The organism is Caulobacter sp. Root487D2Y (assembly GCF_001427165.1).
In the GTDB taxonomy this organism is placed as follows: domain Bacteria; phylum Pseudomonadota; class Alphaproteobacteria; order Caulobacterales; family Caulobacteraceae; genus Caulobacter.
The window spans coordinates 262,694-288,104 of record NZ_LMFD01000012.1 but is presented as its reverse complement, the minus strand read 5'-3'; the positions used below and the strand labels follow the sequence as shown (position 1 = coordinate 288,104).

Below are 25,411 nucleotides of genomic sequence, written 5' to 3'. Positions count from 1 at the left end.
GGGCGGCCGCAGATGGCATACCCACCGCGCCATGCTTGAAAAGACCTTCGATCCCAAATCCGTCGAGCCCCGTCTGTACGCCGCCTGGGAGGCCTCCGGGGCCTTCAAGCCGAGCGAGGACCCGAACGCCGAGACGTTCACGATCGTCATCCCGCCGCCCAACGTCACGGGCTCGCTGCACATCGGCCATGCGCTGAACAACACGCTGCAGGACGTGCTGACGCGCTTCCACCGCATGCGCGGCAAGTCGGCCCTCTGGCTGCCTGGCACCGACCACGCCGGGATCGCGACCCAGATGGTCGTCGAGCGCCAGCTGGCGGCCGCCGGCAACATCGGCCGCCGCGAGATGGGCCGCGAGGCCTTCGTCGACAAGGTCTGGGAATGGAAGGCCGAGAGCGGCGGGGCGATCACCAACCAGCTGCGCCGCCTGGGCGCCAGCTGCGACTGGTCGCGCGAGCGCTTCACCCTGGACGAGGGCCTGTCGGCCGCCGTCCGCAAGGTGTTCGTCCAGCTCTACAAGCAGAAGCTGCTGTATCGCGACAAGCGCCTGGTCAACTGGGACCCGCAGTTCCAGACCGCCATCTCCGACCTCGAGGTCGAGCAGAAGGAGGTCGATGGCCACTACTGGCACTTCGCCTATCCGCTGGCCGACGGCGTGACCTTCCAGTACCCGGTCGCCTTCGACGAGGACGGCAAGGCCACGGAGTTCGAGACCCGCGACTTCATCGTCGTGGCCACCACGCGTCCGGAGACGATGCTGGGCGACACCGCCGTGGCCGTCCATCCGTCTGACGAGCGCTACAAGGACCTGGTCGGCAAGGACGTGGTCCTGCCGATCGTCGGCCGCCGCATCCCGATCGTCGCCGACGACTACGCCGACCCGACCAAGGGCTCGGGCGCGGTCAAGATCACCCCGGCGCACGACTTCAACGACTTCGGCGTGGGCAAGCGCCACGGCCTGCCGGCGATCAACATCCTGACGCCCGACGCGCGCCTGAACGACGAGGTCCCCGAGGCCTATCGCGGCCTGGACCGCTTCGTGGCCCGCAAGGCGATCGTCGCCAAGGCCGAGGAAGACGGCTGGCTGCGCGAGATCGAAAAGACCAAGCATATGGTCCCGCACGGCGACCGCTCGGGCGTGGTGATCGAGCCCTACCTGACCGACCAGTGGTACGTCGACGCCAAGACCCTGGCCCAACCCGCCCTGAAGGCGGTGGAGGAGGGCGCGACGGTCTTCGAACCCAGGCACTGGGAGAAGACCTACTTTGAGTGGCTGCGCAACATCGAGCCCTGGTGCGTCTCGCGCCAGCTGTGGTGGGGCCACCGCATCCCGGCCTGGTTCGGCCCGGACGGCCACATCTTCGTCGAGGAGACCGAGGAAGAGGCCCTGGCCGCCGCCATGCTGCACTATGGCGACGAGGCCCCGATCCTGAAGCGCGACGAGGACGTGCTGGACACCTGGTTCAGCTCGGCCCTGTGGCCGTTCTCGACCCTGGGCTGGCCCGAGAAGACCGAGGACCTGGCCCGTTTCTACCCGACCAGCACCCTGGTCACCGGCTTCGACATCATCTTCTTCTGGGTGGCCCGGATGATGATGATGGGCATCCACTTCATGGGCGAAGTCCCGTTCAAGCAGGTGTTCATCAACGCCCTCGTCCGCGACGAGAAGGGCGCCAAGATGAGCAAGTCCAAGGGCAACGTGATGGACCCCCTGGTCCTGATCGACGAACTGGGCTGCGACGCGGTGCGCTTCACCATGACGGCGATGTCGGGCCAGGCCCGCGACATCAAGCTCAGCAAGCAGCGCATCGAGGGCTACCGCAACTTCGGCACCAAGCTGTGGAACGCCTCGCGCTTCGCCCAGATGAACGAGTGCGTCCGCGTCGAGGGCTTCGATCCTTCGACCGTCAAGCAGCCGATCAACAAGTGGATCCGGGGCGAGACGGTCAAGACCGCCGCCGAGGTGACGCGCGCCCTGGAGGCCCCGGCCTTCAGCGACGCGGCCGACGCGCTCTACAAGTTCATCTGGAACGTGTTCTGCGACTGGTATGTCGAGCTGGCCAAGCCGATCTTCAACGGCGACGACGCCGAGGCCAAGGCCGAAACCCGCGCCACCACCGCCTGGGCGCTGGACGTGATCCTCAAGCTGCTGCACCCGGTCATGCCGTTCATCACCGAGGAGCTGTGGGACAAGACCGCCGAGTTCGGCGCGCCCCGCAAAGGCATGCTGATCGTCGAGCGCTGGCCCGAGCTGCCGGAAAGCTGGATCGACGCGGACGCCGAGGCCGAGATCGGCTGGCTGGTCGATACGGTCGGCGAGATCCGCTCGGTCCGCGCCGAGATGAACGTCCCGCCGGGCGCCAAGCCGCCGCTGTCGGTGATCGGCGCCAACGCCGAGACCAAGGGCCGCCTGGCGCGTCACCGCGACCTGCTGCTGACCCTGGCCCGCTTGGACAGCGCCCGCGAGGCCGACACGGCCCCGACGGGTTCGGTCCCGATCGTACTGGGCGAGGCGACCGGCGCCCTGGCTGTCGCCGAGTTCATCGACCTGACGGCCGAGAAGGCGCGCTTGGCCAAGGAGATCGCCGGCCACGTCGTCGAGATCGAAAAGGCAGCCAAGAAGCTGAACAACCCCGACTTCCTGGCCCGGGCCAAGGAGGAGGCGGTCACCGAGAACCGCGAGCGCCTGGCCGAGGCCGAAGCCGCCAAGGCCAAGCTGGAAGCGGCCTTGGCGCGGCTGGAAGCGGTGGGGTGATTTGCACTTTCCCTCCCCCTTGTGGGGAGGGTGGCCCTGGCGGAGCCAGGGTCGGGTGGGGATTGCCGAGTCAGCGGGCCCCACCCACCAGCTTCGCTGGTCCCCCCTCCCCATAAAGGGGAGGGAAGGGTCTCAACTTACTTCTTCGCGCCGCCCAGCATCCCCTCGATCTCGGCCTTGCTGGCGTTGATCAGGGTGGCGCCGTCGCGGACGGCCAGGTTGTTGACGGCGACGGCGAAGGTCTTGTCGTCCATCTTGATGGTGGCCATCGACTTGCCGGTGGCGTCGGGCTTGACCTCGGCGACCGAGCCGATGACCGCGCCGGTGTTGTCCTTGACCGGCTGGCCGGCGGCGACCGGCGCGGCGGCGGCCGGAGCCGGAGCCGGAGTGGCCGCGGCGGCCGGATCTTGAGCGGGAGCCGCCGGGGCGGTGGTCTGCGCCAGGGCGGGAGCGGCGAAGGCGAGCGCGATCGTGGCGGCGCCGAGGGTCAGAAATGAACGCATGCGATTTCCCATCTGTCGAAACTTCCCCCGAAGTTCCGTTACGCTGACGCGACTTTGGGGCGCCGGCGGGACGCTGATGCGGTCAAAATGGGTCGAGGCTGAACGCGGTTCGTTCAGCGACCCTCCGGCGCGGGCGTGGGTCGCCACGGGGGCGGGGACGGAGACGGCGAGGGAGACGGAGACGGATAGGGGGCGGTGGACGGGGACGGATACGGGGAGGAGGACGAGCAGGGCATCCAGTGATACTGGCGGTTCTCCCCGTCCCATGCCCACGAGCCGCAGGCCGGCGACTGGGCGTCGCCTTGCATGGGCGACGCGTCGCCATAGTCCGGCGGCGGGCCCTCGTCGCGATCGTGGTAGATGGTCTCGGAGCGCTCTATGACCACCGGGGGAGGGGCATAGTAGCCGTAGTAGCTGGGATAGCCGCCGTACCAGTACGGATAGGCCGCGCCCAGCGCCAGGCCCAGCCCGACGCCGCCGAGATAGCCGTAGCCGCCCCAGTAGCCGCCGTAGCCGTAGCCATGGCCGCCGTGGCCGTAGTGGACATAACCGCCGTATCCGCCGCCATGATAGCCGCCGCCATGGTAACCGCCGCCTCCGCCGTGATAGACGCCGCCGCCATGGCCGCCGCCGCCGCCGTGACCGCCGCCGCCATGACCACCACCGCCGCCGCGACCGCCGCGCGATTGGGCGTCCGCCGGCGTCGGCGCGGCCAGCAGGGGCGCCGCCAGCAGGCTGACGGCAGCGAGCCCTGTCAAAAGGGTTTTCATCGGATCTCTCCGCGAGGCCGAGGGTCATCATGGCCGGCGGCCATGTTGCCGGCGCGACAGCCTCACAACCCTGGCAGGATACGCCCGGCGAGCCTCAAACGATAGCGTGTTGCGCCGCCGGCCCCGGCGGTCGCCTACCGAGGCTCAACGCCCGTAGACGGCGTCGCGGACCTGCGTCGTGAAGGGGCCGTTCATGCCCTCGAAGGCGGTGTTGGTCATGATCACCACGGTCAGGCGGTTCCTGGGATCCACGAACCAGTTGTGGCCGTAGACGCCGCCCCAGGCCAGCGTGCCGGCGGCTTGCGGGGTCTTGGCGACGGCGGGGTCGTCCAGCACCGCCCAGCCATAGCCGAAGCCCCAGCCGGGCCCCTGGGTCGCCGCCTGGGCGCCGACCTGGTCCTTCATCATCGCCGCGACGGTCGAGGCCTTCAGGATCGGCGCGCCGCCCTTGCGCAGCGTCTCCAGCAAGGTCAGCAGGTCGCCGGCCGTGCCGACCATGCCGGCGCCGCCGGACGGGAAGGCGGTGGCGTCCGCGGCTCGACCGGGCGCGAAACGCACGGCGGTGTCGCCCAGCGAGACGTCCAGATTGTCGGTCATCCGCTTGGGCGCCGGCTGGGCGTTGAAATAGGCCGCGGTCAGGCGGGCCGGGTCGCGGGCGACAAAGCCGGCGTCGGTCAGGCCCAGCGGCCCGGTGACGGTCTCGGCCACGACCCGGGGCAGGGACTTGCCGGACGCCTTCTCGACGACCGAGCCCAGCACGTCGATGGCCAGCGAATAGCGCCAGGCCGAGCCGGGCGGGAAGGCCAGGGGCGCCTGGCTCAGGCGCCGCAGGTTCTCGTCCAGGGTGATCCCCGAATTGTCGACGCCGTCCGAGACGCCCAGCTGGTGGTAGGGGTGCGACGGCTTCTCCGCCAAGCCGTAGGTCAGGCCGCTGGTGTGGGTCAGAAGTTGGCGCAGGGTGATGACCGGCTGGGTCCCGTCGACCAGCTTAGGCCGGAAGTCCGGAAGCCATTTGGTCACCGGATCGTCGAGGCTCAGCACGCCGTCCTCGACCAGCTTCATCACGGCGGCGGTGACGAACGGCTTGGTGACCGAGGAGAACCGGAAGACCGCGTCCTCGCGCATGGGGCTGTTGGCCTCGCGATCGGCTAGGCCGGCCGCGCGGCGGTAGACGACCTTGCCGTCCCGAGCGACCAGCACGACCGTCCCGACCAGGCGATGCTCGGCAAGGGCGGTGTCGACCACCTTGTCGAGGCGGGCGGCCAGCGCCGCGTCGGGCGCGGCGGCGACCGCCGGGGGCGCAGGCGCGGCGTGGCTGGGAACCGCCAGGGCCAGGCTGGCGGCGACGGCGAGGCTCGAGATCCACGGACGCATGCGATGATCCCCTGTTTTCCGAGACCTGAGGTAGGGCGTTACCCGAGAAGCGACAAGCGGCGTCCGATATCCTCCCCCTGTGGGGGAGGTGTCGGCGAAGCCGACGGAAGGGGGGAGGGGGCGGAAGACGGCCGCGAACTGGATCGAAGATCCTAAAGCTCCCCCCCACCGATCGCTTCGCGATCGCCTCCCCCACGGGGGGAGGGCCCGAGGAAGAGCCCAATCCGCGCCTCTAAGTAATCATTGTTCCCTTACGTTCGAACAGACGTTTGCATCGCGCTCCAGCCTGTGCTTTCTCCCAAGGGAAACGTGCCCCTCGAACAAGGCGCGACACATACCGGGAGAGTAACGATGACCCAGGCCGCGCCCGCGTCCGCCGCCGCGCCCACCCAGACCCCCGCTCCTGGCGCCGTCCCGTGGCCCGCCATGTCGGTCAAGCAGGCCTACGCCATGATCACCGCCCCCGGCTCGCCCGGCGAGATGGAGGAGATCGACATCCGGGGCGTTCCGACCCGGGTCTGGAAGAACTGCCCGCCGACCCTGCGCGACACCCTGCTGGTGGGCCGCACCCATGGCGACAAGATCTATCTGGTCCACGAGGACGAGCGGGTCAGCTTCGAGGCCCTCTACCGCGCCGTGACCGTGTTCGCCGCCGAGCTGGAAGCGGCCGGCGTCAAGAAGGGCGACCGGGTCGCCCTGATCATGCGCAACCTGCCCGAATGGCCGGTGGCCTTCTATGCCGGCCTGTCGATCGGCGCGATCCTGACGCCGCTGAACGCTTGGTGGACCGGCCACGAACTGGAATACGGCCTGCTCGACAGCGGCGCCACCGTGGCGGTGATGGACGTCGAGCGCTACGAGCGCCTGGCCGAGCACTTCGACAACTGCCCCGACCTCACGCGGGTCTATGTCAGCCGTTCGCGGGAAGAGATCGCCCACCCGTACGTGAAGCGGATGGAGTCGGTGATCGGCTGCCCCAACGACTGGATCAAGCTGGACGAGAAGCCGCTGTCGACCGTCGAGCTGGGTCCCGAGGACGACGCGACGATCTTCTACACCTCCGGCACCACGGGCAAACCCAAGGGCGCCCTGGCCACGCACCGCGCGATCAACAGCAACATCTTCGCCGCGGCCGCCGCCGGCGCCCGCAGCTATCTGCGTCGCGGCGAGGCCCCGCCGCAGCCCGATCCCAGCCTGCCGCAGAAGGGCTCGCTGATCTCGGTGCCGTTCTTCCACGCCACCGGCTGTTTCGCGGTGATGAACCCCTCGCTGTTCGGCGGGGCCAAGCTGGCCATGATCCGCAAGTGGGATCCGGAAAAGGCCATGCAGCTGATCCAGGACGAGAAGCTGACCCAGATGGGCGGCGTGCCGACCATCGCCTGGCAGATCATCGAGCATCCCAGCCGGCCGAACTACGACCTATCGTCGCTGGAGACCGTGGCCTATGGCGGCGCGCCCTCGGCCCCGGAGCTGGTGCGCAAGATCAAGGAGATCTGGCCCAAGTCGCTGCCGGGCAACGGCTGGGGCATGACCGAGACCTCGGCCACGGCCACCAGCAACTCGGCGGAAGACTACGAGAACCGCCCCGACAGCTGCGGCCCGGCCGTGCCGGTCACCGACCTGAAGATCATGACCGTCGAGGCGCCGTATCGCGAACTGCCGATCGGCGAGGTCGGCGAGCTGTGGTGCAAGGGCCCGCAGGTGGTGAAAGGCTACTGGAACAAGCCCGAGGCCACCGCCCAGACCTTCGTCGACGGCTGGGTGCGCACCGGCGACCTGGCGCGCCTGGACGAGGAAGGCTTCTGCTACATCATCGACCGGGCCAAGGACATGCTGATCCGCGGCGGCGAGAACATCTACTGCATCGAGGTCGAAAACGTCCTCTATGACCATCCGGCGGTGATGGACGCGGCCTTGGTCGGCATCCCGCACAAGACCCTGGGCGAGGAGCCGGCCGCCGTCGTCACCCTCAAGCCAGGCGCCCACGCCGACGAGGCCGAACTGCGGGCCTTCGTCGCCGACCGCCTGGCCGCCTTCAAGGTGCCGGTCAAGGTGGTGTTCTGGCCCGAGACCCTGCCGCGCAACGCCAACGGCAAGATCATGAAGAACGAACTGAAGAAGGTGTTCGTCGAGGGGTAGGGGCCGAAACGCCTTTCCCTCCCCTTTATGGGGAGGGTGGCCCCGAAGGGGTCGGGTGGGGCTTGATGACTCAGCGGACCCCACTCACCAGCTTCGCTGGTCCCCCCTCCCCACAAGGGGGAGGGAAGATTCAGATCACACGCTCACCGGCGGTTTCCGCCACGCCCAGGGCTGGGCCGCCTCAAGCTCATACGCCAGCGCCAGCAGCGTCTTCTCCGCCCCGACCCGCCCTGCGAACTGCACCCCCACCGGCAGGCCGTCCGGGGTCCAGTGCAGCGGCACGCTCATCGACGCCGCCCCGGCCACGTTGTGCAGGGTGGTGTAGCCCACATAGGCGTTGAGCCGTTCGGTCAGGGTGGGGATGTCGACCGTCCCCGCCACCCAGCCCAGTCGCGCCGGGGGCTGGCCCAGCACGGGCGAGACGATCACGTCGTAGCGGTCGAACCAGCGGTCGTAGGCCTGGCCCGCCGCGTTCAGATTGGCCACGGCCTTGCGCAGGCCGTCGGGCGGCATCTGGCCGACCAGTTCGGCCATGGCCAGGGTGAACGGCTCCAGCAGGCTGTCGTCCGGTTTCCGGCCGATCGCCTTGCCGACCGCGTCGACCAGCTCGGCGGCCCCGCTGGCCCACAGCGCCAGAAAGTCCTGGGCGTAGGCGGCGCCGTCCACCGGCCACTTGGTCGGTTCGACCGTGTGGCCCAGCGACTCCATCAGCTTGGCGGCGTTCTCGGTGGCGGCGCGCACCTCCGGGTGGGGTTGGGCGCCGAGCATGGTCTCGACCACCAGGCCGACCCGCAGCCGCCGCTTGTCGGGACCCGAGATCAGGCCGACCGGCGGCAGGATCTCGTCGGCCCCGTGGCGCTCGGTCGCCGCCAACAGGGTGGCGCTGTCGCGGACGCTGTGGCTGACGCAGTGATAGACCGACAGATCGACCCCGCGCTGGGGCGGACGGCCCAGGACCATCCGGCCCCGCGACGGCTTCAGGCCGAACAGGCCGCAATTGGACGCCGGGATGCGGATCGAGCCGCCGCCGTCGCTGGCGTGGGCGAAGGCCGTGACACCGGCCGCGGTGGCCACCGCGGCGCCGCCGGACGAGCCGCCGCTGGAATGGTCGGGGTTCCAGGGGTTGCGGGTCGGCGGGAAACCGACCGGCTCGGTGGTCGGCAGGAAGCCGTATTCCGGCGTCGACGATTTGCCGATGACGATCAGCCCGGCCGCGTCGAAACGGTCGACATAGGCCTCCTGGGTCTTGGCCGGCGGGTTGCGCAGCATGGCGCGCGAGCCGCTGTAGGTGGGCAGGCCGACATAGTCGTCCAGGTCCTTGACCAGGAACGGCACGCCCGCGAAGGGACCGGTCGGCTGGGCCGTTCCCGCGTCGAGGCGCTTGGCCTTGTCGATGGCGCGGTCGAAGTCGGGCGTGACCAGGAAGCCCAGCTTGGGCTGCAGCGCCTCGGCGTCACGCACGGCCTTTTCCGTCACCTCCAGTGCGCTGACCTCCTTGCGGCGGATGCGGCCGGCGATCTCGACGGCGTCGGACGCCCAGGGCGCGGACGAGGCGGCGGAGGCCGGCTTGGCCCCGGCTTCGGAAGCGGCGGCGGCGATCGCGGCGGCGCCGGCGACCAGGCCCTGGCGTCTGGACATCATGAGATTCCCCCTCTGGGTCCGACGTCTGGAGCGCGTCGGTGATCAGTGTTCACTGTGAACCGAAGGGCGTCGCCTCCGCAAGTCGTGCTACAGCCCCCGGATGAAACGCAAACGCGCCGACATCCTGCTGGTCGAAACCGGCCTGTTCGACAGCCGGGCCAAGGCCCGCGCCGCCATCGAGGCCGGGGCCGTCAAGGCCGACGGCAAGGTCGTGACCAAGCCGTCGCAGGAGCTTGAGCAGACCGCCGTGCTCGAAGGCGTCGCCGCCTTCCCCTGGGTGGGACGCGGCGCCCTGAAGCTGGCCCACGCCCTGGAGCTGTGGCCGATCGCCGTCGAGGGCAAGATCGCCCTCGACGTCGGGGCCTCGACCGGCGGCTTCACCGAGGTGCTGCTGTCGAAGGGCGCGGCCAAGGTCTATGCCGTCGACGTCGGCCGCGAGCAGTTGCATCCGCGCATCGCCGCCGATCCGCGCGTGGTCGACCGCTCCGGCGTCGACGCCCGGGTGCTGGACGAGGGCCATCTGGACGAGGCGCCCGGCCTGGTGGTCAGCGACGTCAGCTTCATCTCGGTGGAGAAGTGCCTGCCCGTGGCCCTGGACCTGGCCGAGCCGGGGGCGGACCTGGTCAGCCTGATCAAACCGCAGTTCGAAGCCGGCCGCGACCGGGTGGGGAAGGGCGGCCTGGTCAAGGACCCGGCGATCATCGCCGACTGCATCGCCTCGGTGCGCGCCTTCGTCGAGGCGTCGGGCTGGACGGTGAAGGCCGTGGCGCCCAGCCCGATCACCGGCGGCGACGGCCAGGTCGAGCACCTGCTGTGGGCCGTCAAGGACTAGGGCCGATCGATACGGCTTCTGACGCGAAAACCCCGTCCTTCGACAGGCTCAGGATGAGGTTTTCTACGGCTGCGGCCCTGACATTGGTCCTCATCCCGAGCTTGTCGAAGGAGAGGGCCACGCGCCAGGCTCGGCTCTTGGCGAAGAAAAAGGCCGCCGGCGCGAACGCCGGCGGCCTCAAGACAATCGAATGAGAAATAGCCGGACCTATTCGACGACCTGGTAGCGCCCCGAGGCGTCCGGGCAGACGCGGACAAAGCGCTTCTGGGTGCGGCCGTCCGGCAGGTAGATCGGGCTTTCGGCCAGGGTGCAGCCGCCGGCTTCGGTCTTGCTGTCGCTCACGCCGTAGACGGCCCGGGCCTCGGGGCCGTAACCGCCGGGACGATCACCGTCGTCGCTGTCGTCGTCGCGGCTGTTGTCGGAGCGGCCGGCGTAGCTGCGGTCATAGTCGGTGCGGTCATAGCCGGCGGCGCGGTCATAGCTGTCGCCGCGGTCATAGTCGCTGTGGTCGTAGCTGTTGCTGGCGCCCCGGTCGTAGGCCGGCGGAGGCGGGGGCGGAACCGAAGAGCAGGCGGCCGAGTGGCGGCCGATGGCCGAACCGGCGATCGCGCCCAGCAGGCCGCCGAGCACGGCCCCTTCGGTGCGGGCGCCATGGGCGGCCACGCTGGTGCCGATCGCCGCGCCCAGGCCCGCTCCGACCAGGCCGCCGCCCGTGCCGCGCTGCGTCGTGCTGCGCTGGCAGGGATCATAGTAGGGGCCGTTGCTCTGATAGCCGCCGCCGTAGGCGCCGGCGCTGCCGTAACCGCCATAGGACTGGGCCGAGGCCATCGTCGGGGCCAGCGCGCCGGCGAGGACGGCCGCGGTCGCGACGCCGAGAACGGACTTGAACATCATGGAAAACTCCTCCGACCGAGTCCGTAGAGACCTGGACCCGCCTTACGCCTTAGATTGCCGAGTTCTTCATGAACGGCGGTTGAGCGACCCGTTCATCTTCGTTCACGCGCATTCGCGCCGAATGCGCTAAGGGGAACGTGAAATCTTGTCGGCGCCGATCGTGGCGCGGGCATGGCGGGCCCCCGGGCCCCCGAAAATCATGACCTCGAAAGGGCCGGAACCCCGTGAAGGTTCCGCCCGACGAACAGACCCGAGAATTGGACTATCCATGCGTGAACTGAGGATCCAGGCGGTCGGCGCCCAGGGCGACGGCATCGCCGAGGGCTCTTTCGTCCCCCTGACCCTGCCTGGCGAGCTGATCACCGCCGAGATGACCGGCAATCGCGGCGAACTGGTCGAGGTGCTGGAGCCCAGCCCCGACCGCGTCCTGCCGCCATGCCCGCACTTCGGGGTCTGCGGCGGCTGCGCCTTCCAGCACTGGGACGCCAAGCCCTATCTGGAATGGAAGCGAGAGCAGATCCAGTTCCAACTGGCCCGCGAGGGGCTGGAGACCGAGGTCCTGCCGACCTTCGCCTCGCCGCCGGCCTCGCGCCGCCGCGTCGCTCTGCACGCCCGGGGCGGCAAGGGCGGGGCGCGGCTAGGCTTCAAGGAGCGCCGCTCGTGGAACCTGGCGCGGATCGAGATCTGCCCGGTCACCAACCCCAAGCTGGTCGCGGCCTTCCCGGCCCTGGCCCGCCTGGCCGCGCCGTTCCTGGAGCATCCCAAGTCGGCTCCGACCCTGCACGTGACCCTGACCGCCACCGGGCTGGACATCGACATCACCGGCGTCGAGGCCAAGAGCGGCGGCCTCTCGGCCGACGCCCGGGTGCGCGCCGCGATGATCGCCGGCGAGCACGACTTCGCCCGCGTCACCATGGCCGGCGAGATGATCTACATGGCCCGCCAGCCGATGGTGAAGCTGGGTCCGGCCGTCGTCTCCCTGCCGGCCGGCAGCTTCCTGCAGGCTGTGCCCCAGGCCGAGAAGGCCATGGTCGATTTCGCCGTCGAGGCCGCCCAGGGCGCGTCGCGGATCGTCGACCTGTTCAGCGGCGTGGGCACCTTCACCTTCCGTCTGGCCGAGATCGGCGGGGTCTACGCCGCCGACAGCTCCGCCCCCGCCATCGCCGCCCTGAAGGGCGCGGTCGGCACGGCCACGGGCCTGAAGGCGATCACCGCCGAGGCGCGCGACCTGACCCGCCGGCCGGTGCTTTCGACCGAGCTGGCCAAGGTGGACGTTGCCGTGCTCGACCCGCCGCGCGCCGGCGCCTACGAGCAGCACGTCGAAATCGCCAAGTCGAAGGTGGCCCGCGTGGTCGGCGTCTCGTGCAATCCGGCCACCTTCGCCCGCGACGCCAAGCTGCTGGTCGACGCCGGCTTCCGCCTTGAGCGGGTCTTGCCGGTGGACCAGTTCCTGTGGTCGCCGCATATTGAGCTGGTCGGAGTGTTTTCGCGGTAGGACGGCCCATCCTTCGACAGGTGGGGCGTCCCTGGAGACGGCCATGGACGAGCGACGCGGCGATCGGGGAGAGTCCAGGGAGGCGGGTCTCAAGGGACGCGCCGCCTTCGCCCTGGACGGCGCCAGCCAGCGGGCCAAGGCGGCCGTCAAGGCAGCCTGGTGGACCGCCGCCGGCGGCGTGACCCGCGCCCTGGCCCGGCCGACGCGCGGCGAGGCCAAGACCAAGTTCGAACCCCAGGGGCCGCCGGTCTCGGCCGCCCGGCTGCGCAAGGCCTATCTGACCGCCTTCGACAAGGACGCCGCCGACGTCGCCGCCGGCCTCTATCCGCCGGTCGGGGATGGACCGCGCAATCCCGCCGACGCCTTTCGTGAAGCCCTGGACGTCATCGCCGACGCCCGCGCCGTCGACCAGCGCCGCCGCCGGGGCGACGGCGTCGAGGTGCGCGACGAGCCCGAAAGTGAAGGCTATCCAAACTACTACCGGCAGAACTTCCACTATCAGTCGGGCGGCTGGTTCACCGACGCCAGCGCGCGGCGCTACGAGGCCCAGGTCGAGGCGCTGTTCTCCGGCGCGGCCGGGGCCATGCGCCGACGGGCCCTGTCGCTGCTGGCCCATCACTGGCGCGGCAAGGACCAGCGGGGCTTGAGGCTGGTCGACCTGGCCTGCGGCTCCGGCGCGTTCCTCAGCGACCTGGACGCGGCCTTTCCCCGCGCCGCCATCGCGGGCCTGGACCTGTCGCGGGCCTATCTGGCCGCCGCCCGCAGCCGCTCGGGCCGGGGCGGGGTGCAGGCCAACGCCGAGGCCCTGCCGTTCGCCGACGCCAGCCTGGACGCCGTGACCTGCGTCTACCTGTTCCACGAACTGCCGCCGCGCGTGCGTCCGGTGGTGGCCGCCGAGATCGCCCGGGTGCTCAAGCCCGGCGGGGTGCTGGCCTTCGCCGATTCCGTGCAGCCGTCCGACGAGCCCGACCTGTCACGGTTGCTGGAGGCCTTTCCGGCCTATTTCCACGAGCCGTACTATTCGACCTACGCCCAGACCGACCTGCCGGCCTTGTTCGGCGCGGCGGGGCTAAGCGTGGCCGGACAGGACCAGGCCTTCCTGACCAAGGCGCTGCTGCTCGAAAAGCCCTTGTGACGAACCCTGTGATCAACCCGCTCATGGCCATTGCCTAGCGCGGCGGGCTCCTGTATTCGAACCGACCTCTTCGCCGACGCTCCTTTGCGTTGACCCGGATGGCCCGGTGGCGGAGTGGTGACGCAGCGGATTGCAAATCCGTGCACCCCGGTTCGATTCCGGGCCGGGCCTCCACCTTTTCCAAGAACCCAGATCCCTTCGGTCCGAGCGGCTCTTTCCGCCGAGCAGCCCACACGCGCCGCGCCCGCCCCTAGGCCGCGCGGCGGGCGTAGAGGAACTCGATCACCGCGGCCCGGGCGTGGATGTAGGTCGGGTTCTCGGCGACGGCCAGGCGGTCGCGCGGGCGTTCGAGGCGCACGTCGAGCACCTGGCCGATCGCGGCGCGCGGGCCGTTGGTCATCATCACGATGCGGTCCGAAAGCAGGGCGGCCTCGTCGACGTCGTGGGTGACCATCAGCACCGTGTTGTTCAGGCTGGCGTGGATATCCATGACGCTGTCCTGCAGGTGGGCGCGGGTCAGGGCGTCCAGGGCGCCGAACGGCTCGTCCAGCAGCAGCACCTTGGGCTCCATGGCCAGGGCCCGGGCGATGCCGACCCGCTGCTTCATGCCGCCCGAGATCTCCGAGGGCCGCTTGTCCAGGGCGTGGGTCATCTTGACCAGCTCCAGGTTGTGCAGGGTCCACGCGCGGCGCTCGGCGGCCGTCTTGGTCGCGCCGAACACCTTGTCGACCGCCAGGGCGACGTTCTCGCGCACGGACAGCCACGGCAGCAGCGAATGGTTCTGGAACACCACCGCCCGGTCCGGGCCGGGGGCGTTGACCTCCTGCTTGTCGAGGATCACCGCTCCGGTGGTCACCGGAACCAGGCCGGCGACCACGTTCAGCAGGGTCGATTTTCCGCAGCCGGAATGGCCGATGATCGAGACGAACTCGCCCTTGTCGACCTTCAGGTCGATGCCGGTCAGCACCTCGGAACGGGCGGCGCCCTTGGCGAACGTGACGCCGACGCCTTCGATGGAGAGATAGGCCTTGGCCATGATGCGATGTCTCCTAGCTCGCCGCGTCGTCGCGCGAGATGACGTGGCCCAGCAGGGCCACCAGGCGATCGAGGAAGAAGCCGGTCAGTCCGACCCAGGCCAGGGCCACGATGATGTCGGAGATGCGCGAGGCGTTGTACTGGTCCCAGATGAAGAACCCGACGCCGACGCCGCCCAGCAGCATCTCGGAGGCGACGATGGCCAGCCAGCTCATGCCGATGCCGATCCGCAGGCCGGTGAAGATGTAGGGCGTGGTGGCCGGCAGCAGGATCTTGAAGAAGTACTCGACGGGCGACAGCCGCAGCACCTTGGCGACATTGACGTAGTCGGTCGGGATGTTGCGCACGCCGACGGCCGTGTTGATGATGATCGGCCAGATCGAGGTGATGAAGATCACGAACAGGGCCGAGGGCTGGGCCTCGCGGAAGGCGGCTAGCGAGATCGGCAGCCAGGCCAGGGGCGGCACGGTGCGCAGCACCTGGAAGATCGGGTCCAGGCCGCGATGCGCCCAGCGGTTGGAGCCTATCAGCACGCCCAGCATCACCCCGCAGACCGCCGAGATCGAAAAGCCGACCCCGACCCGCTTGAGGCTGGTCAGCACGTGCCAGAACAGGCCCTTGTCGACGCCGCCGTGGTCGTAGAACGGATCCAGGATCAGGTCCTTGGATCCCAGCCAGACCTGGCTGGGCGACGGCAGGCCGCCATAGGAGTCCCCGACCGCCAGCTGCCAGACGCCCAGGACGGTCAGCAGGGTCAGCAGCGGCGGGATGACCGCGGCCGCCGCGGCGCCGGCCCGCCGCGCGACCTCGGCCAGGCCCGAGACGCGGGTCTCGCCGCTGGCCGCCGGGGCGAGGGACTCGACCGCGATCGGCTCGGCCGGCGAGAACGAGGGCTTGGGAAAGGTCATGCCGCGCCCTCCCTAGACCAGCTTCTTGATCGGCTGGCTGGCCAGGTAAGCGCCCGGATTGGCCGGGTCGAACACCTTGCCGTCGAAGAAGCGCTCGACGCCGCGGCTGTCGCCGGCGGGGCCCGCCTGGCCGATGGTCTTGGCCGCCGCGCGCCAGATGTCCGAGCGGTTGACCCTGTCGACCAACGCCTTGGTGTTGGTCTTCTGGGGCAGCACGCCCCAGCGGATGTCCTCGGTCAGGAACCACAGGTCGTGCGACTTGAACGGGAAGCTGGCGCTGTCGGCCCAGAACTTCATCCGGTGCGGCGAGTTCTTCAGCGTCCGGCCGTCGCCATAGTCCACCGTGCCCTGCAGGCGGGGCAGGATGTCGCCCATCGGCACGTTGATGTACTGCCGCCCCGAAACGATCGAGCACATGGCCGGCAGGTTCGAGGCCTTGTCGCACCACAGGGCCGCCTCCTGCACGGCGGCCGTGATGGCCTGGGCGGCGCGAGGATACTTGTCGACCCAGGCGGCGCGCATGCCCAGGGCCTTCTCGGGGTGGTTCATCCACAGTTCCGAGGTCAGGCAGGCGGTGTAGCCGACCCGCTGGTTGACCAGCTGGCCGTTCCAAGGCTCGCCCACGCAGAAGGCGTCCTGGGTGCCCGCCTTCATGTTGGCCACCATCTGGGGCGGCGGGATGACGATGGTGGCGATGTCGGTCTCGGGATTGATGCCGCCGGCCGCCAGCCAGTAACGGACCCACAGGTCGTGGGTGCCGCCCCGGAAGGTCATGGCCACCTTGGCGATGTTGCCGGCCGCCTTCATCTGCTGGAACTTGGCCTTGGCCCCGGCGCTGTTGAGCCCGACCTTCACCGCCTTCAGGTCGTTGCCGACCGAGATGCCCTGACCGTTCGTGTTGAGGCGGGCCAGGATGTACATCGGCGTCGGCGCGCCGCCGGTGATCGATCCGGTGGTCATCAGATAGGGCATGGGCGAGAGGATGTGGGCGCCGTCGATGCCGCCGCGCTCCGAGCCCAGCACCAGATTGTCGCGGGTGGCGGCCCACGAGGCCTGCTTGACCACCTCCAGGTCGGGCAGGCCGTACTTGGCGAACAGGCCGCGCTCCTTGGCGATGATCACCGGGGCGGAGTCGGTCAGGGCGATGAAGCCCAGCCGGGCCTTGGCCACCTCGGGCCCGGCGCCGGCCGCGTGGGCGCCGGCCGGGAACAGGGCCCTGGCGGCGGCGAGCGTGGCGGCCGCGCCCACCAGAGCGTGGCGGCGGGTCAGGCTGACATCGGTCGCCAGGTCGGCGGTCTTGTCGGTCTTGGTCATGATCTCAAATCCCGCTGCAGGTCAGAGTTTGTATTCGAGGGTGAACCAGGCCTTGGTCCGCGAGGCCGGCGGCGTCGCCGCGCCCAGGGGCACGGTCTTTTCGCGCTGGAAGTCGGCGTACTTCAGCTGGATCGAAAGCTTGGGGGTGATGGCGGCGGCGAACGCGATGTCCCACTCGTGCCCGAGGTCCGCGCCGGTCCGCTGGCCGTTGAAGTCGTGGTAGCGGACCAGGATGTCGGTGTTGAAGAAGTAGGTCCGCTTGAAGCGCGGCTTGGCGTTGAAGGTGAGGTTGGCGTCCTCGATCCCGTCGACGAAGCTCTTGTTGCCGCCCGGCGAGACGAAGGCGTCGGCCCAGCCCTGGAAGGCGTGGACGGTGGCCAGGGGCGTGGTGAAGCCGCGCACGCCGTCGCCTTCCAGCGACTCGTAGCTGGCCTTGACCGTGTAGATGTCGAAGGTCCCGGCGAGGTCGCCGCCGAAATAGGTCAGGGCGTAGTCCGGCGTGTTGTGATGGTAGTCCGACTGCTTGACGTAGGTGGCGTTGTAGGCCAGCTGGTAGAGACCGACCCAGGTCTTGCCCGAGGCCTTGGCCCCCGTGGTCAGCGACGAATTGATCGCCGAATTGCCGAAGTCCAGGGCGTAGACGAAGCCCTGCAGGCGCAGCGCCTCGGCCGGCGACCAGGTGGCGTTCAGCAGGTGGCTGTCGCTGTCCCAGTCCTTCAGTTCGCCGAGGATGCGGTTGACGTGGGAGACATAGGCGTAGGTCGCCTTGAACCGGCCGAAGGCGAAATCGGTCCGGACGGCGTCGAAGGTCTGCTCGTCCTGGCGCCAGCCGACATTGCCGACGAAACGCTGGTCGTCGAGCAGGATGCGCTGGCGGCCGGCGACCACCTGCAGGGCGCTGCTGGGCGTCCAGGTCAGTTGGAGGCGGTTCAGCTCGGTGACGTCCGGATCATTGACGATCGGATACTTGGCCTTGTCGGCGCCGTTCAGCGGCGGCGTTAGCGCGCCCGGCACGTTGACGGCGTAGTGCTCGGGCCCAACCTGGCGGACGTCCTCGACCTCGATCAGGCCCTTGACCTTGGCGAACTCGGCGGTCTCCCAGCCCAGGCGGGTGCGAACGGTGTAGGCGGCGGCGTCCTCGGTGAGCGTGGCGGTCTTGGTCTGGTCGACGCCTTCGTAGCGGCCGCGGACCTCCAGGATCAGTCTTCCGGCCGCGATCTGGTCGCTGAAGGTCGGCGGCGGGGCTGGAGGCGGCGGCGGTTCGGCGGGTTCGGGGGCCGGTTCCGGCGCGGGCTCGACCGTCGCTTCGGCGACGGATCGCGGCGCGGAATCTGGCGCGGCCTGCGCCATGGCGGCCGTGCTCCAGGCAAGCGTGCTCAGTGCCGCGCCGCAGCGCAGCATGACTTTCCATCTCTTCATGCCTTCATCCCCTGAGGCCAAAAAAAAACGCCCGGCGGGATCGCTGCCGCGATCTCTCCGGACGCCATTGTCCAAGCTTACCAAGCCGCTACGTCGCGGCCGGCGACCCTCTCGGGTCAACACGGAACATCGTTGTTCCGCGTGTCGTGATCAGGAGGAGGCCGACGCGGCGCGCCGACAATCGCAAAACATTGTTCCGTGGCGCCGCGCCGCACAACGGCGCTGTTTTGCACAGCGGCCATGCAGACCAAAGCAGCGCTCTGCCCGGTATTTCCGCGTTTGGATCATCCGGACGCGACGCATCGGGAGCGCCGCGGCGGCGTCGCGGCCGATGTTCGCCAGGCGGCCGCGAGGATAGCTGGTCGTCGCAGGCTGACGGCCATAGAGTGCGTCACGGCGAGCCGGCGCCAGATCGCTGGCGATGTGGAAGCCCCTGACTTGATCAAGCACTATGGATGGTCCGACCTGCTGATGCGGGCCTTCGAACCGCACGCGCGCGCGGGCCACACCCCTGGACGCGTTGTCGTCCAGCAGCGGGACGGCTATCTGGTGGCCACCGACGAGGGCGAACTGCGCGCCAAGCCTTCCGGACGCCTGCGCCACGAGGCTCGAGAGGCCGGCCACCCGGCGGTCGGCGACTGGGTGGCGCTGTCGACGAACCTCGTCGAACGCACCGCCACCATCCACGCCATCCTGCCGCGCCGCACCGCCTTCGTGCGGCGGGCCGCCGACAGCGCTCAGACGCCGCAGGTGGTCGCCGCCAACATCGACCTGGCCTTCATCGTCACCTCGATGAACGCCGACCTCAATCCGCGCCGGATCGAGCGTTATCTCGCCGCCGCCTGGCAGAGCGGCGCGCGCCCCGTGGTGGTGCTGACCAAGTCGGACCTCCGCGCCGAGCCGCTGCCCCAGGCCGAGCTGGAGGCCCTGGCGGCCGGCTGCCCCGTCGTCATGGTGTCGGCGCGGCAGGGCCTGGGTCTGGAGGCCTTGCTGGCGCATCTGGCGCCGGGCGAGACGTGCGTGCTGATCGGCTCGTCCGGCGTTGGAAAGTCGACGCTGGTCAACGCCCTGCTGGGCGAGGAACGCATGGCGACCCAGGCGATCCGTGAAGCCGACGACCAGGGACGCCACACCACCAGCCACCGCCAGCTGGTCCTACTGCCCGGCGGCGGGTTGATCGTCGACACGCCCGGCGTCCGGGAGGTCGGGCTGATCGACGCCGACGAGGGCCTGAGCGCGGTGTTCGAGGATATCGAGCGCCTGGCGGAGACCTGCCGGTTCAACGACTGCGGTCACGCCAACGAACCGGGCTGTGCGGTGCGCGCCGCGCTGCAGAGCGGGGCTCTCGACCCCGACCGCTGGGCGCACTTCCAGAAGCTCGGGCTTGAACTGGCCGCCGTGGAGGACAAGGCCGATCGCGCGGCCAGGGACGTCGAACGCCGGCGCCTGGCCGGGCTGCAGAAGAAATACCGCGCCACGAAGCGGGACGACCGGGGCGCCGACTGATCTTCAGGCAAGCCCTTGTCCACCGTCTCGACGCGCGGTTCCGCTAGTTCAGCCGGGGCTTCTTCAGCAGCGTGTTGCGGTCGACCGAGCGGATCTCGACCTCGAACACGTCCTGCTCGCGCTGGATGCGCAGCGGGATCGTGACGCCGGCCGGTCCCTGGTCCCAGAGGGCCGTGTAGAACTCGGTCAGGTCCGACACTTCGTCGCCCGCCACGGCCAGCACCAGGTCGCCGGCGTGGAGTTCGGCGCGGGCGGCGGGGCTGCCGGGCGACACCCCGACCAGGACGACCCGGGATTCGGTCTCCTGCGCGAAGACGCCCAGCCAGGGGCGAGGCGGATGGGCGGGCCGGCCCCGCGCCAGATCGTCCAGGATCGGCGGCAGCAGTTCGGCGGGCACGAACATGTTCATGGGCTTGGCCCGGCCGTCCCTCGCTTGCCCCGACAGGCTGAGCGAGCCGACGCCGACCAGTTCGCCCTCGGGGCCGATCAGGGCCGCGCCGCTCCAATGCGGGTGGGCCGGTTCGGTGATGATCGCCTCGTCCAGCAGATATTCCCAATAGCCGGCGAACGGCATGCGCGTGAGCACCCGTCCGGCGGCCGCGTGGGCCCGTCCGCCGGCCCCGGCGATGACGACCGGGCTTCCGGAGTCCAGGATCTTCGCGGTTCCCAGCCGCAGCGGCGGCAAGCCGAGGGGCTCGAGCGCCTGGACCAGGCCCAGCCCGGTCTGGCCGTCGAAGCCCAGCACATGGGCCTGGACGCGCTTGCCGTCGTTGAGCGTCAGGACGACCTGGCTGGCCTCGGTGATCAGATAGGCCATGGTCAGCACCAGACCGCTCTCGCTGATCACCACGCCGTTTCCCAGCCGTTCGGTCCCGAGGATGCGCGCGGTGAAGGCGTCGGCCGGAACCTGGGATTCCAGCGCGACGACCGAGGACAACGCGTGATCAAGGTCGAAAGCATAGGCGCTGGCGGCGGGGCGCAACCGCGCTTCGACCTCGTGCCCTTGGAACGGTGATGACAAGTCGATCTCCTCTAGGAGACTCAAATCTGGGGCGCGGCCTGCCTTGAACAAGAGGGGGATCGAACAAGAGGGCTAGGCGGAGCCCGGACCAGACCGTCGCCCCGCCAGACGCGAGGCGACGGCGCCGTGGTCGATCAGTCGTCGCCGTCGGCGATGTCGGCGAGCAGGCCGGTGATCGGCTCGTCGTTGAAGCTGGTGACGTTGTGGCCCGCGTCGATCACGCCGACCTTGGCGACGTGCGGCGTTTCGGCTTGGGTGTCGGCCTTGTCGTCCGGCTTGGTGGTCATGGGGAACTCCGGATGCGAGAGCCGGGCGCCTTTCGCCCGGCGTGCCTCGCGGGCAGCTTGGCACGAACCTTTGCGGCTGTCAGCGAAGGCCGCCACGATGGGCGCGAATGAGGGAGAGGCGCCTCGAAACCGTTCGTCGCGCCGTTCGCTGGTCATTTGTGTTCTTGAAATGTTCTCATCGACGGTTCATGATCGACGCATGGTCGCTCCCGCCAATCTTCCCGGTCACCCGCCGCCAAGCGTGCAGGGCGCCGCGCGGGGGCGCGGGGCCAAGTCCAATCGCACCGGCCGCTTCGAGTCCCAGGTCAGCGAAGCCTTCGACGACGGCTGGGGCGAGGAGGACGAGCCGGCCCAGATCGCCACCACGCTGCAGCCGATGAAGTCGCGGACCATCATCGCCCGCAACGACAGCCCCGACGTCGGCTTCGAGAGTTCGATCAATCCCTATCGGGGCTGCAGCCATGGCTGCATCTACTGCTACGCGCGACCGGCCCACGCCTATCTGGGCCATTCGCCGGGCCTGGATTTCGAGACCAGGATCTATTTCAAGCCCGAGGCCGGCAAGCTGCTCGAGCGCGAGCTGTCCAAGAAGGGCTACGTCCCCAAGGTCATCCATATCGGCGGCGACACCGATCCCTACCAGCCCGACGAGCGCAAGCTGCGGGTGACGCGGGCGGTGCTCGAGACCCTTCAGCGGTTCCGCCACCCGTTCACGATCATCACCAAGTCGAACCTGATCACCCGCGATCTCGACATCCTGGGGCCGATGGGCCAGGCGGGGCTGGCGCGGGCGGCGGTGTCGATCACCAGCCTGGACCACCGGCTGTCGCGCAGCATGGAGCCGCGCGCCGCGACACCCAAGCGCCGGATCGACGCGGTGCGCCAGCTGACGGCGGCGGGCGTGCCGACCACGGTGATGTTCGCCCCGTCCATCCCCTCGCTGAACGACCACGAGATGGAGGCGGTGCTGGAAGCCGCCGCCGCCGCCGGGGCGACCACGGCCGGCTATGTCGCCGTGCGCCTGCCGTTGGAGATCAAGGACCTGTTCGAGGAGTGGCTGGCCGCCGAGCATCCCGACCGCGCCAAGCGGGTGATGTCGCTGATCCGCCAGATGCGCAATGGGGCGGCCTACAGTTCCGAGTGGGGCAAACGGATGACCGGTGAGGGGCCGGTGGCCGAGGTGATGAGCCAGCGGTTCCATCTGGCGCGGACACGGTTCGGGCTGGACCGCAAGCTGGCGCCGCTGGATCTGACCCAGTTCGGCGTGCCGGCCAAGGCGGGGGATCAGTTGTCGCTGTTCTAGCCCTTGACCTGATCGCCGCGATGCCCTGAAGCAGGACCATGATCACCGTCGTCCTGCCGACCCAAAACAGCGCCGCGCGCCTGGTCCATGTCCTGCCGCTGCTGGTGCCGGCCGCCGTCGACGGCCTGGTCAAGGCGGTGGTGTTCGCCGACGCCGGCTCGACCGACGCCACCCTGGCCATCGCCGAGGACAGCGGGGCGCGGGTGGTCCAGGCGTCCGGCGACGCGGGGACGCGGCTGGCGGCCGGCTGCGCGGCGGCCAGGAGCGCCTGGATCCTGGCGCTGGGCGAGGACATGGTCCTGCCGGAAGCCTGGCGCACGCCTGTCGAGGCCCACCTGGCGGGCGGCGGCGGCAAACCGGCCTGGATCGCCGCGCCGGGTCTGTTCGGGCGTCCGCTGGCGGTTCTCGCCTCGCGGGAGGCCGTCGAGGCGGCGGGCGGCTTCAAGCCCGGCGGCGACCCGCTGAAGGCGCTGCTGGGGCGGCTGAAGCCTAGGGCCGCGCGGCTGCGGGTTTGAGCTCCCAAACCTCCGCTCATCCCGGCGAATGCCGGGACCTAGATCCCAAACCGGAGAGCTTGATTGGAGAGCGCTCGGAGCCTGCCCTTACTGATCCAGGCGGAAGTCGATCACCCGCGCGCCGCTGGCCGCGGCGTCGAGGGTCTTGGTCTCGGCGCCCATCAGCTTGCGATAGGTCCAGTACGAGGCCATGACCTTCTCGACATAGTTGCGGGTTTCCTGGGCCGGCAGGCTCTCGATCAGCATCAGCGGATCGCAGTCTGCGCCGCCCAGCTGTTCCTGGGTCTTGATCAGCGTGCCAGGGCCGCCGTTATAGGCCGCGACGGCGCGGAACAGGTCCGGGCTCTGCAGGCCGCGGTCCATCAGCCAGGTGAAATAGTCCTGGCCGACCCGCAGGTTGAAGCTGGGGTCCAGCAGCGGGGTGGTGTCGGCCAGCAGCTTGTCGTCGCCGGCCGCGCGGGCCGCGGCGATCGGCATCAGCTGCATCAGGCCCACCGCGCCCGAGCCCGACGTGGCGTAGGGGTCGAAGCGGCTTTCCTGGCGCACCAGGGCGTAGACCATGGCCTTGTCGATCGTGAAGCCGCCCTTGGGCTCCAGCAGGGGGAGGGGATAGTCCTCGCCGCCCACGCGCTTGACCGCGCGCCCGGCGTTCAGCGGAGCCTTTTCATTGAGGGCCAGGGCCAGGTCGGTCCAGTCGCCGCGGGCCTTGGGATCGTCGCTGGCCAGGGACAGGCCGGCGCGCAGTTCCTGGCCGGCCTCGGCCCAGCGGCCGATCTGGGCCAGGGCGGCGGCGCGACGCGCGCGCGGGTCGGCGGCCAGCAGGCGGGCCAGCGAGGCGGTGTCGGGCCCTTCGTAGGACACCTTGGTCAGCAGGGCGGCGATCGGGTCGTCCTGGGCCAGGGCCAGGCCGGCCAGGGCCAACTGGCGGGCGGCGATCATGCCGTAGAAGGTGTTGGGCGCGCGGGCGGCCGCGCTGAGCAGATCCTCGACGTCGCGGGCTTGGCCGCCGGACGCCGCCGAGCGCGCGGCCCAGAACGAGGCGGCCGACCGCAGCCATTCGTCCTGCTTGTCGTCGTCGGCGACGCGTTCGAAATAGGTCCGGGCCTGGGCGTAGGCCTGCAGGCGGAAGGCCGACAAGCCGGCGATCCAGGGCTCGTCGGCGCGCTCGGCCAGGGTCAGGGCCTTCTTCACGTCGCCGGAATAATAGGCCTCGCGGGCGGCGCGGGCCTTGTCGGCCGGGGCGGGGCCCTTGGCGCCGGCCACGAACAGGGCCGGGATCTTCGGCGCGGCGACGCGGGCCGGCTTGCGCTTGACGGCCAGGGCGTAGACCCGGTCGGCGCCGGCCTGGTCGCCGTAGGAGTCCAGCCAGTCGGTCAGCTCGTCATAGCTGGCCGCGTAGGCGCGCGGATGCATGATCTTGGAAAATTCCAGCCGGCCCCGCAGGCTGCGGTCGCGGGCGTTGGCCGCGGCGGCCTCGGCGGCGTCGAAATCACCATGGTCGGCGGCGGCGAAGGCGGCGCGATAGAAGCGGGCGTCGGCGTCCGACAGCGGCTCGAGCGACGACGCGCGGGCGCTCGAGGGGGCGCTGAAAGCGACCGCGAGGCAAAACACGAAGGCCGAGAAAACGGCCAGAGGGCGAGCTAGAAGCTGCAATGCGTTTCCGCGCCCTTGCCCCGAAAGGCTCCCCGACGCGTCCCGTGTCCAACTGGTCGCCCGAATCTCTAGTTGGGACGCTCCGGGCGATCAAGCCTCTCACTGAGCATAAGCATGTCGGCCCAGGCCTTTTTCTTGGCCGCCGGCTGACGCAGCAGGAACGCCGGATGCAAGGTGGGCAAGGCCGGAAGCTCGGTCTGGCCGTCGCTGGAGGTCCATTCGAACCACCGTCCGCGGAGCGACAATATGCCTTCCTCGCGCTTCAGCATGCTCTTCGCCGAGGCGCCGCCGACCAAAAGCAGGATCTTCGGCCGCACCAGCTGAATCGCCCGCTCGAGGAACGGCGCGCAGACGGCCTGCTCCTGCGGGGTGGGCGTGCGGTTGCCCGGCGGACGCCAGAACACGGTGTTGGTGACGAAGGCGCGGTCCAGCACGCCGGCGGCTTTCAGCATGCGGTCCAGAAGCTGGCCGGCGCGGCCGACGAACGGCGCGCCCTGCAGGTCCTCGTCGGCCCCGGGGGCCTCGCCGATGATCATCAGGGGCGCGTCGGCCGGGCCGCGCGAGACCACGGCCTGCCGGGCGCCCTGGGTCTTGAGCGGGCAGCCGTCGAAGGCGGCGATGGCGGCGGCCAGGGCGGGCAGGTCGGCGCAGGCGGCGGCCAGGGCCTGGGCCTCGGCGACGGCGGCGCCCAGATCGGGTCCGCGACCGAAGGCCGGCGTCGCGACGGGCGCGACGGCGACCGGGGCGGGGGGCTCCTTGCGGGCCCGCAGCAGGGCCGCGCCCTCGGCCAGGCGGTCGATCGGATCGTCCGCGTACGAGGCCTCGACACCCGCATCGGCCCAGAAGGCGAGCAGGCTTTCCACGGCGCGCGGATCGACGTGAGACGCGATGGGGAGGTCCATGCGTTTCTCT

21 protein-coding genes and 1 tRNA gene are annotated in these 25,411 nt (G+C 69.9%); 9 read left to right on the top strand and 13 right to left on the bottom strand.

What is annotated here, in order from left to right:
- Positions 1 to 31 precede the first annotated feature (31 nt).
- Positions 32 to 2,755, top strand: a complete 2,724-nt coding sequence (locus tag ASD38_RS18575; protein ID WP_056462307.1) for a valine--tRNA ligase — start codon at positions 32 to 34, stop codon at positions 2,753 to 2,755.
- Positions 2,756 to 2,892: 137 nt separating this feature from the next.
- Here the strand turns inward: ASD38_RS18575 and ASD38_RS18570 are convergent, their stop codons facing one another.
- The 3 genes from ASD38_RS18570 to ASD38_RS18560 all read right to left on the bottom strand — a co-directional run bounded on the left by ASD38_RS18570 (position 2,893) and on the right by ASD38_RS18560 (position 5,402).
- A complete protein-coding gene (locus tag ASD38_RS18570; protein ID WP_056462304.1) occupies positions 2,893 to 3,258 on the bottom strand; it encodes a hypothetical protein in 366 nt (121 codons plus the stop codon).
- Between the two features lie 113 nt (positions 3,259 to 3,371).
- Positions 3,372 to 4,016, bottom strand: coding sequence for a hypothetical protein (locus ASD38_RS24950; protein ID WP_056462301.1), 645 nt, complete (start codon positions 4,014 to 4,016; stop codon positions 3,372 to 3,374).
- Positions 4,017 to 4,172: 156 nt separating this feature from the next.
- Positions 4,173 to 5,402 carry a serine hydrolase domain-containing protein gene (locus ASD38_RS18560; protein ID WP_056462298.1) on the bottom strand — a complete coding sequence of 410 codons (1,230 nt, stop codon included), beginning with the start codon at positions 5,400 to 5,402 and terminating at the stop codon, positions 4,173 to 4,175.
- 351 nt (positions 5,403 to 5,753) lie between these two features.
- On the opposite strand from ASD38_RS18560, the gene ASD38_RS18555 reads away from it, so the two are divergent.
- A complete protein-coding gene (locus ASD38_RS18555; protein WP_056462295.1) occupies positions 5,754 to 7,541 on the top strand; it encodes a class I adenylate-forming enzyme family protein in 1,788 nt (595 codons plus the stop codon).
- A gap of 135 nt (positions 7,542 to 7,676) precedes the next feature.
- Here the strand turns inward: ASD38_RS18555 and ASD38_RS18550 are convergent, their stop codons facing one another.
- Positions 7,677 to 9,182, bottom strand: a complete 1,506-nt coding sequence (locus ASD38_RS18550; protein WP_056462293.1) for an amidase — start codon at positions 9,180 to 9,182, stop codon at positions 7,677 to 7,679.
- 100 nt (positions 9,183 to 9,282) lie between these two features.
- Between ASD38_RS18550 and ASD38_RS18545 the strand changes: the two genes are divergently transcribed.
- Positions 9,283 to 10,014 carry a TlyA family RNA methyltransferase gene (locus ASD38_RS18545; RefSeq protein WP_056462291.1) on the top strand — a complete coding sequence of 244 codons (732 nt, stop codon included), beginning with the start codon at positions 9,283 to 9,285 and terminating at the stop codon, positions 10,012 to 10,014.
- A 207-nt stretch (positions 10,015 to 10,221) separates the two neighbouring features.
- Here the strand turns inward: ASD38_RS18545 and ASD38_RS18540 are convergent, their stop codons facing one another.
- Positions 10,222 to 10,908 (bottom strand): hypothetical protein, encoded by a 687-nt coding sequence (locus ASD38_RS18540; RefSeq protein WP_056462288.1) that lies wholly within the window; start codon positions 10,906 to 10,908, stop codon positions 10,222 to 10,224.
- 268 nt (positions 10,909 to 11,176) lie between these two features.
- On the opposite strand from ASD38_RS18540, the gene ASD38_RS18535 reads away from it, so the two are divergent.
- From ASD38_RS18535 to ASD38_RS18525, 3 genes are all read left to right on the top strand, one after another.
- The gene (locus ASD38_RS18535) at positions 11,177 to 12,403 is read left to right on the top strand and encodes a class I SAM-dependent RNA methyltransferase (protein WP_056462285.1); all 1,227 of its coding nucleotides are present in this window, start codon (positions 11,177 to 11,179) and stop codon (positions 12,401 to 12,403) included.
- 43 nt (positions 12,404 to 12,446) lie between these two features.
- Complete coding sequence (locus ASD38_RS18530; protein ID WP_056462281.1) at positions 12,447 to 13,538, top strand: class I SAM-dependent methyltransferase; 1,092 nt, start codon at positions 12,447 to 12,449, stop codon at positions 13,536 to 13,538.
- A gap of 100 nt (positions 13,539 to 13,638) precedes the next feature.
- Positions 13,639 to 13,712 (top strand) — tRNA-Cys (locus ASD38_RS18525).
- A gap of 76 nt (positions 13,713 to 13,788) precedes the next feature.
- Here the strand turns inward: ASD38_RS18525 and ASD38_RS18520 are convergent.
- The 4 genes from ASD38_RS18520 to ASD38_RS18505 are packed head-to-tail and all read right to left on the bottom strand — an operon-like array spanning position 13,789 to position 18,214.
- Positions 13,789 to 14,574 carry an ABC transporter ATP-binding protein gene (locus ASD38_RS18520; RefSeq protein WP_056462278.1) on the bottom strand — a complete coding sequence of 262 codons (786 nt, stop codon included), beginning with the start codon at positions 14,572 to 14,574 and terminating at the stop codon, positions 13,789 to 13,791.
- 13 nt (positions 14,575 to 14,587) lie between these two features.
- Positions 14,588 to 15,481, bottom strand: a complete 894-nt coding sequence (gene ntrB, locus ASD38_RS18515; protein ID WP_056462275.1) for a nitrate ABC transporter permease — start codon at positions 15,479 to 15,481, stop codon at positions 14,588 to 14,590.
- Between the two features lie 12 nt (positions 15,482 to 15,493).
- On the bottom strand, positions 15,494 to 16,795 hold the full coding sequence (locus tag ASD38_RS18510; protein WP_056462273.1) for a CmpA/NrtA family ABC transporter substrate-binding protein: 1,302 nt from the start codon (positions 16,793 to 16,795) through the stop codon (positions 15,494 to 15,496).
- A 21-nt stretch (positions 16,796 to 16,816) separates the two neighbouring features.
- Positions 16,817 to 18,214 carry an alginate export family protein gene (locus ASD38_RS18505; protein WP_156390775.1) on the bottom strand — a complete coding sequence of 466 codons (1,398 nt, stop codon included), beginning with the start codon at positions 18,212 to 18,214 and terminating at the stop codon, positions 16,817 to 16,819.
- 438 nt (positions 18,215 to 18,652) lie between these two features.
- On the opposite strand from ASD38_RS18505, the gene rsgA reads away from it, so the two are divergent.
- On the top strand, positions 18,653 to 19,720 hold the full coding sequence (gene rsgA, locus ASD38_RS18500; protein WP_156390774.1) for a ribosome small subunit-dependent GTPase A: 1,068 nt from the start codon (positions 18,653 to 18,655) through the stop codon (positions 19,718 to 19,720).
- Positions 19,721 to 19,763: 43 nt separating this feature from the next.
- On the opposite strand, the gene ASD38_RS18495 is transcribed toward rsgA, so the two are convergent.
- Entirely contained in the window at positions 19,764 to 20,741 is a 978-nt protein-coding gene (locus tag ASD38_RS18495) for a S1C family serine protease (protein ID WP_056462268.1), read from the bottom strand.
- Positions 20,742 to 20,875: 134 nt separating this feature from the next.
- A complete protein-coding gene (locus ASD38_RS24335; protein ID WP_200941466.1) occupies positions 20,876 to 21,028 on the bottom strand; it encodes a hypothetical protein in 153 nt (50 codons plus the stop codon).
- 199 nt (positions 21,029 to 21,227) lie between these two features.
- Between ASD38_RS24335 and ASD38_RS18490 the strand changes: the two genes are divergently transcribed.
- Both ASD38_RS18490 and ASD38_RS18485 read left to right on the top strand, forming a co-directional pair.
- The gene (locus ASD38_RS18490; protein ID WP_056462266.1) at positions 21,228 to 22,331 is read left to right on the top strand and encodes a PA0069 family radical SAM protein; all 1,104 of its coding nucleotides are present in this window, start codon (positions 21,228 to 21,230) and stop codon (positions 22,329 to 22,331) included.
- Between the two features lie 38 nt (positions 22,332 to 22,369).
- Positions 22,370 to 22,846: a glycosyltransferase gene (locus ASD38_RS18485; RefSeq protein WP_056462264.1), complete on the top strand. Its 477-nt coding sequence runs from the start codon at positions 22,370 to 22,372 to the stop codon at positions 22,844 to 22,846.
- 87 nt (positions 22,847 to 22,933) lie between these two features.
- Here ASD38_RS18485 and ASD38_RS18480 read toward each other — a convergent pair whose 3' ends face one another.
- Complete coding sequence (locus ASD38_RS18480) at positions 22,934 to 24,457, bottom strand: lytic transglycosylase domain-containing protein (protein WP_235523882.1); 1,524 nt, start codon at positions 24,455 to 24,457, stop codon at positions 22,934 to 22,936.
- A 110-nt stretch (positions 24,458 to 24,567) separates the two neighbouring features.
- Positions 24,568 to 25,401: a uracil-DNA glycosylase gene (locus tag ASD38_RS18475; RefSeq protein WP_442857054.1), complete on the bottom strand. Its 834-nt coding sequence runs from the start codon at positions 25,399 to 25,401 to the stop codon at positions 24,568 to 24,570.
- Between the last annotated feature and the right edge of the window lie 10 nt (positions 25,402 to 25,411).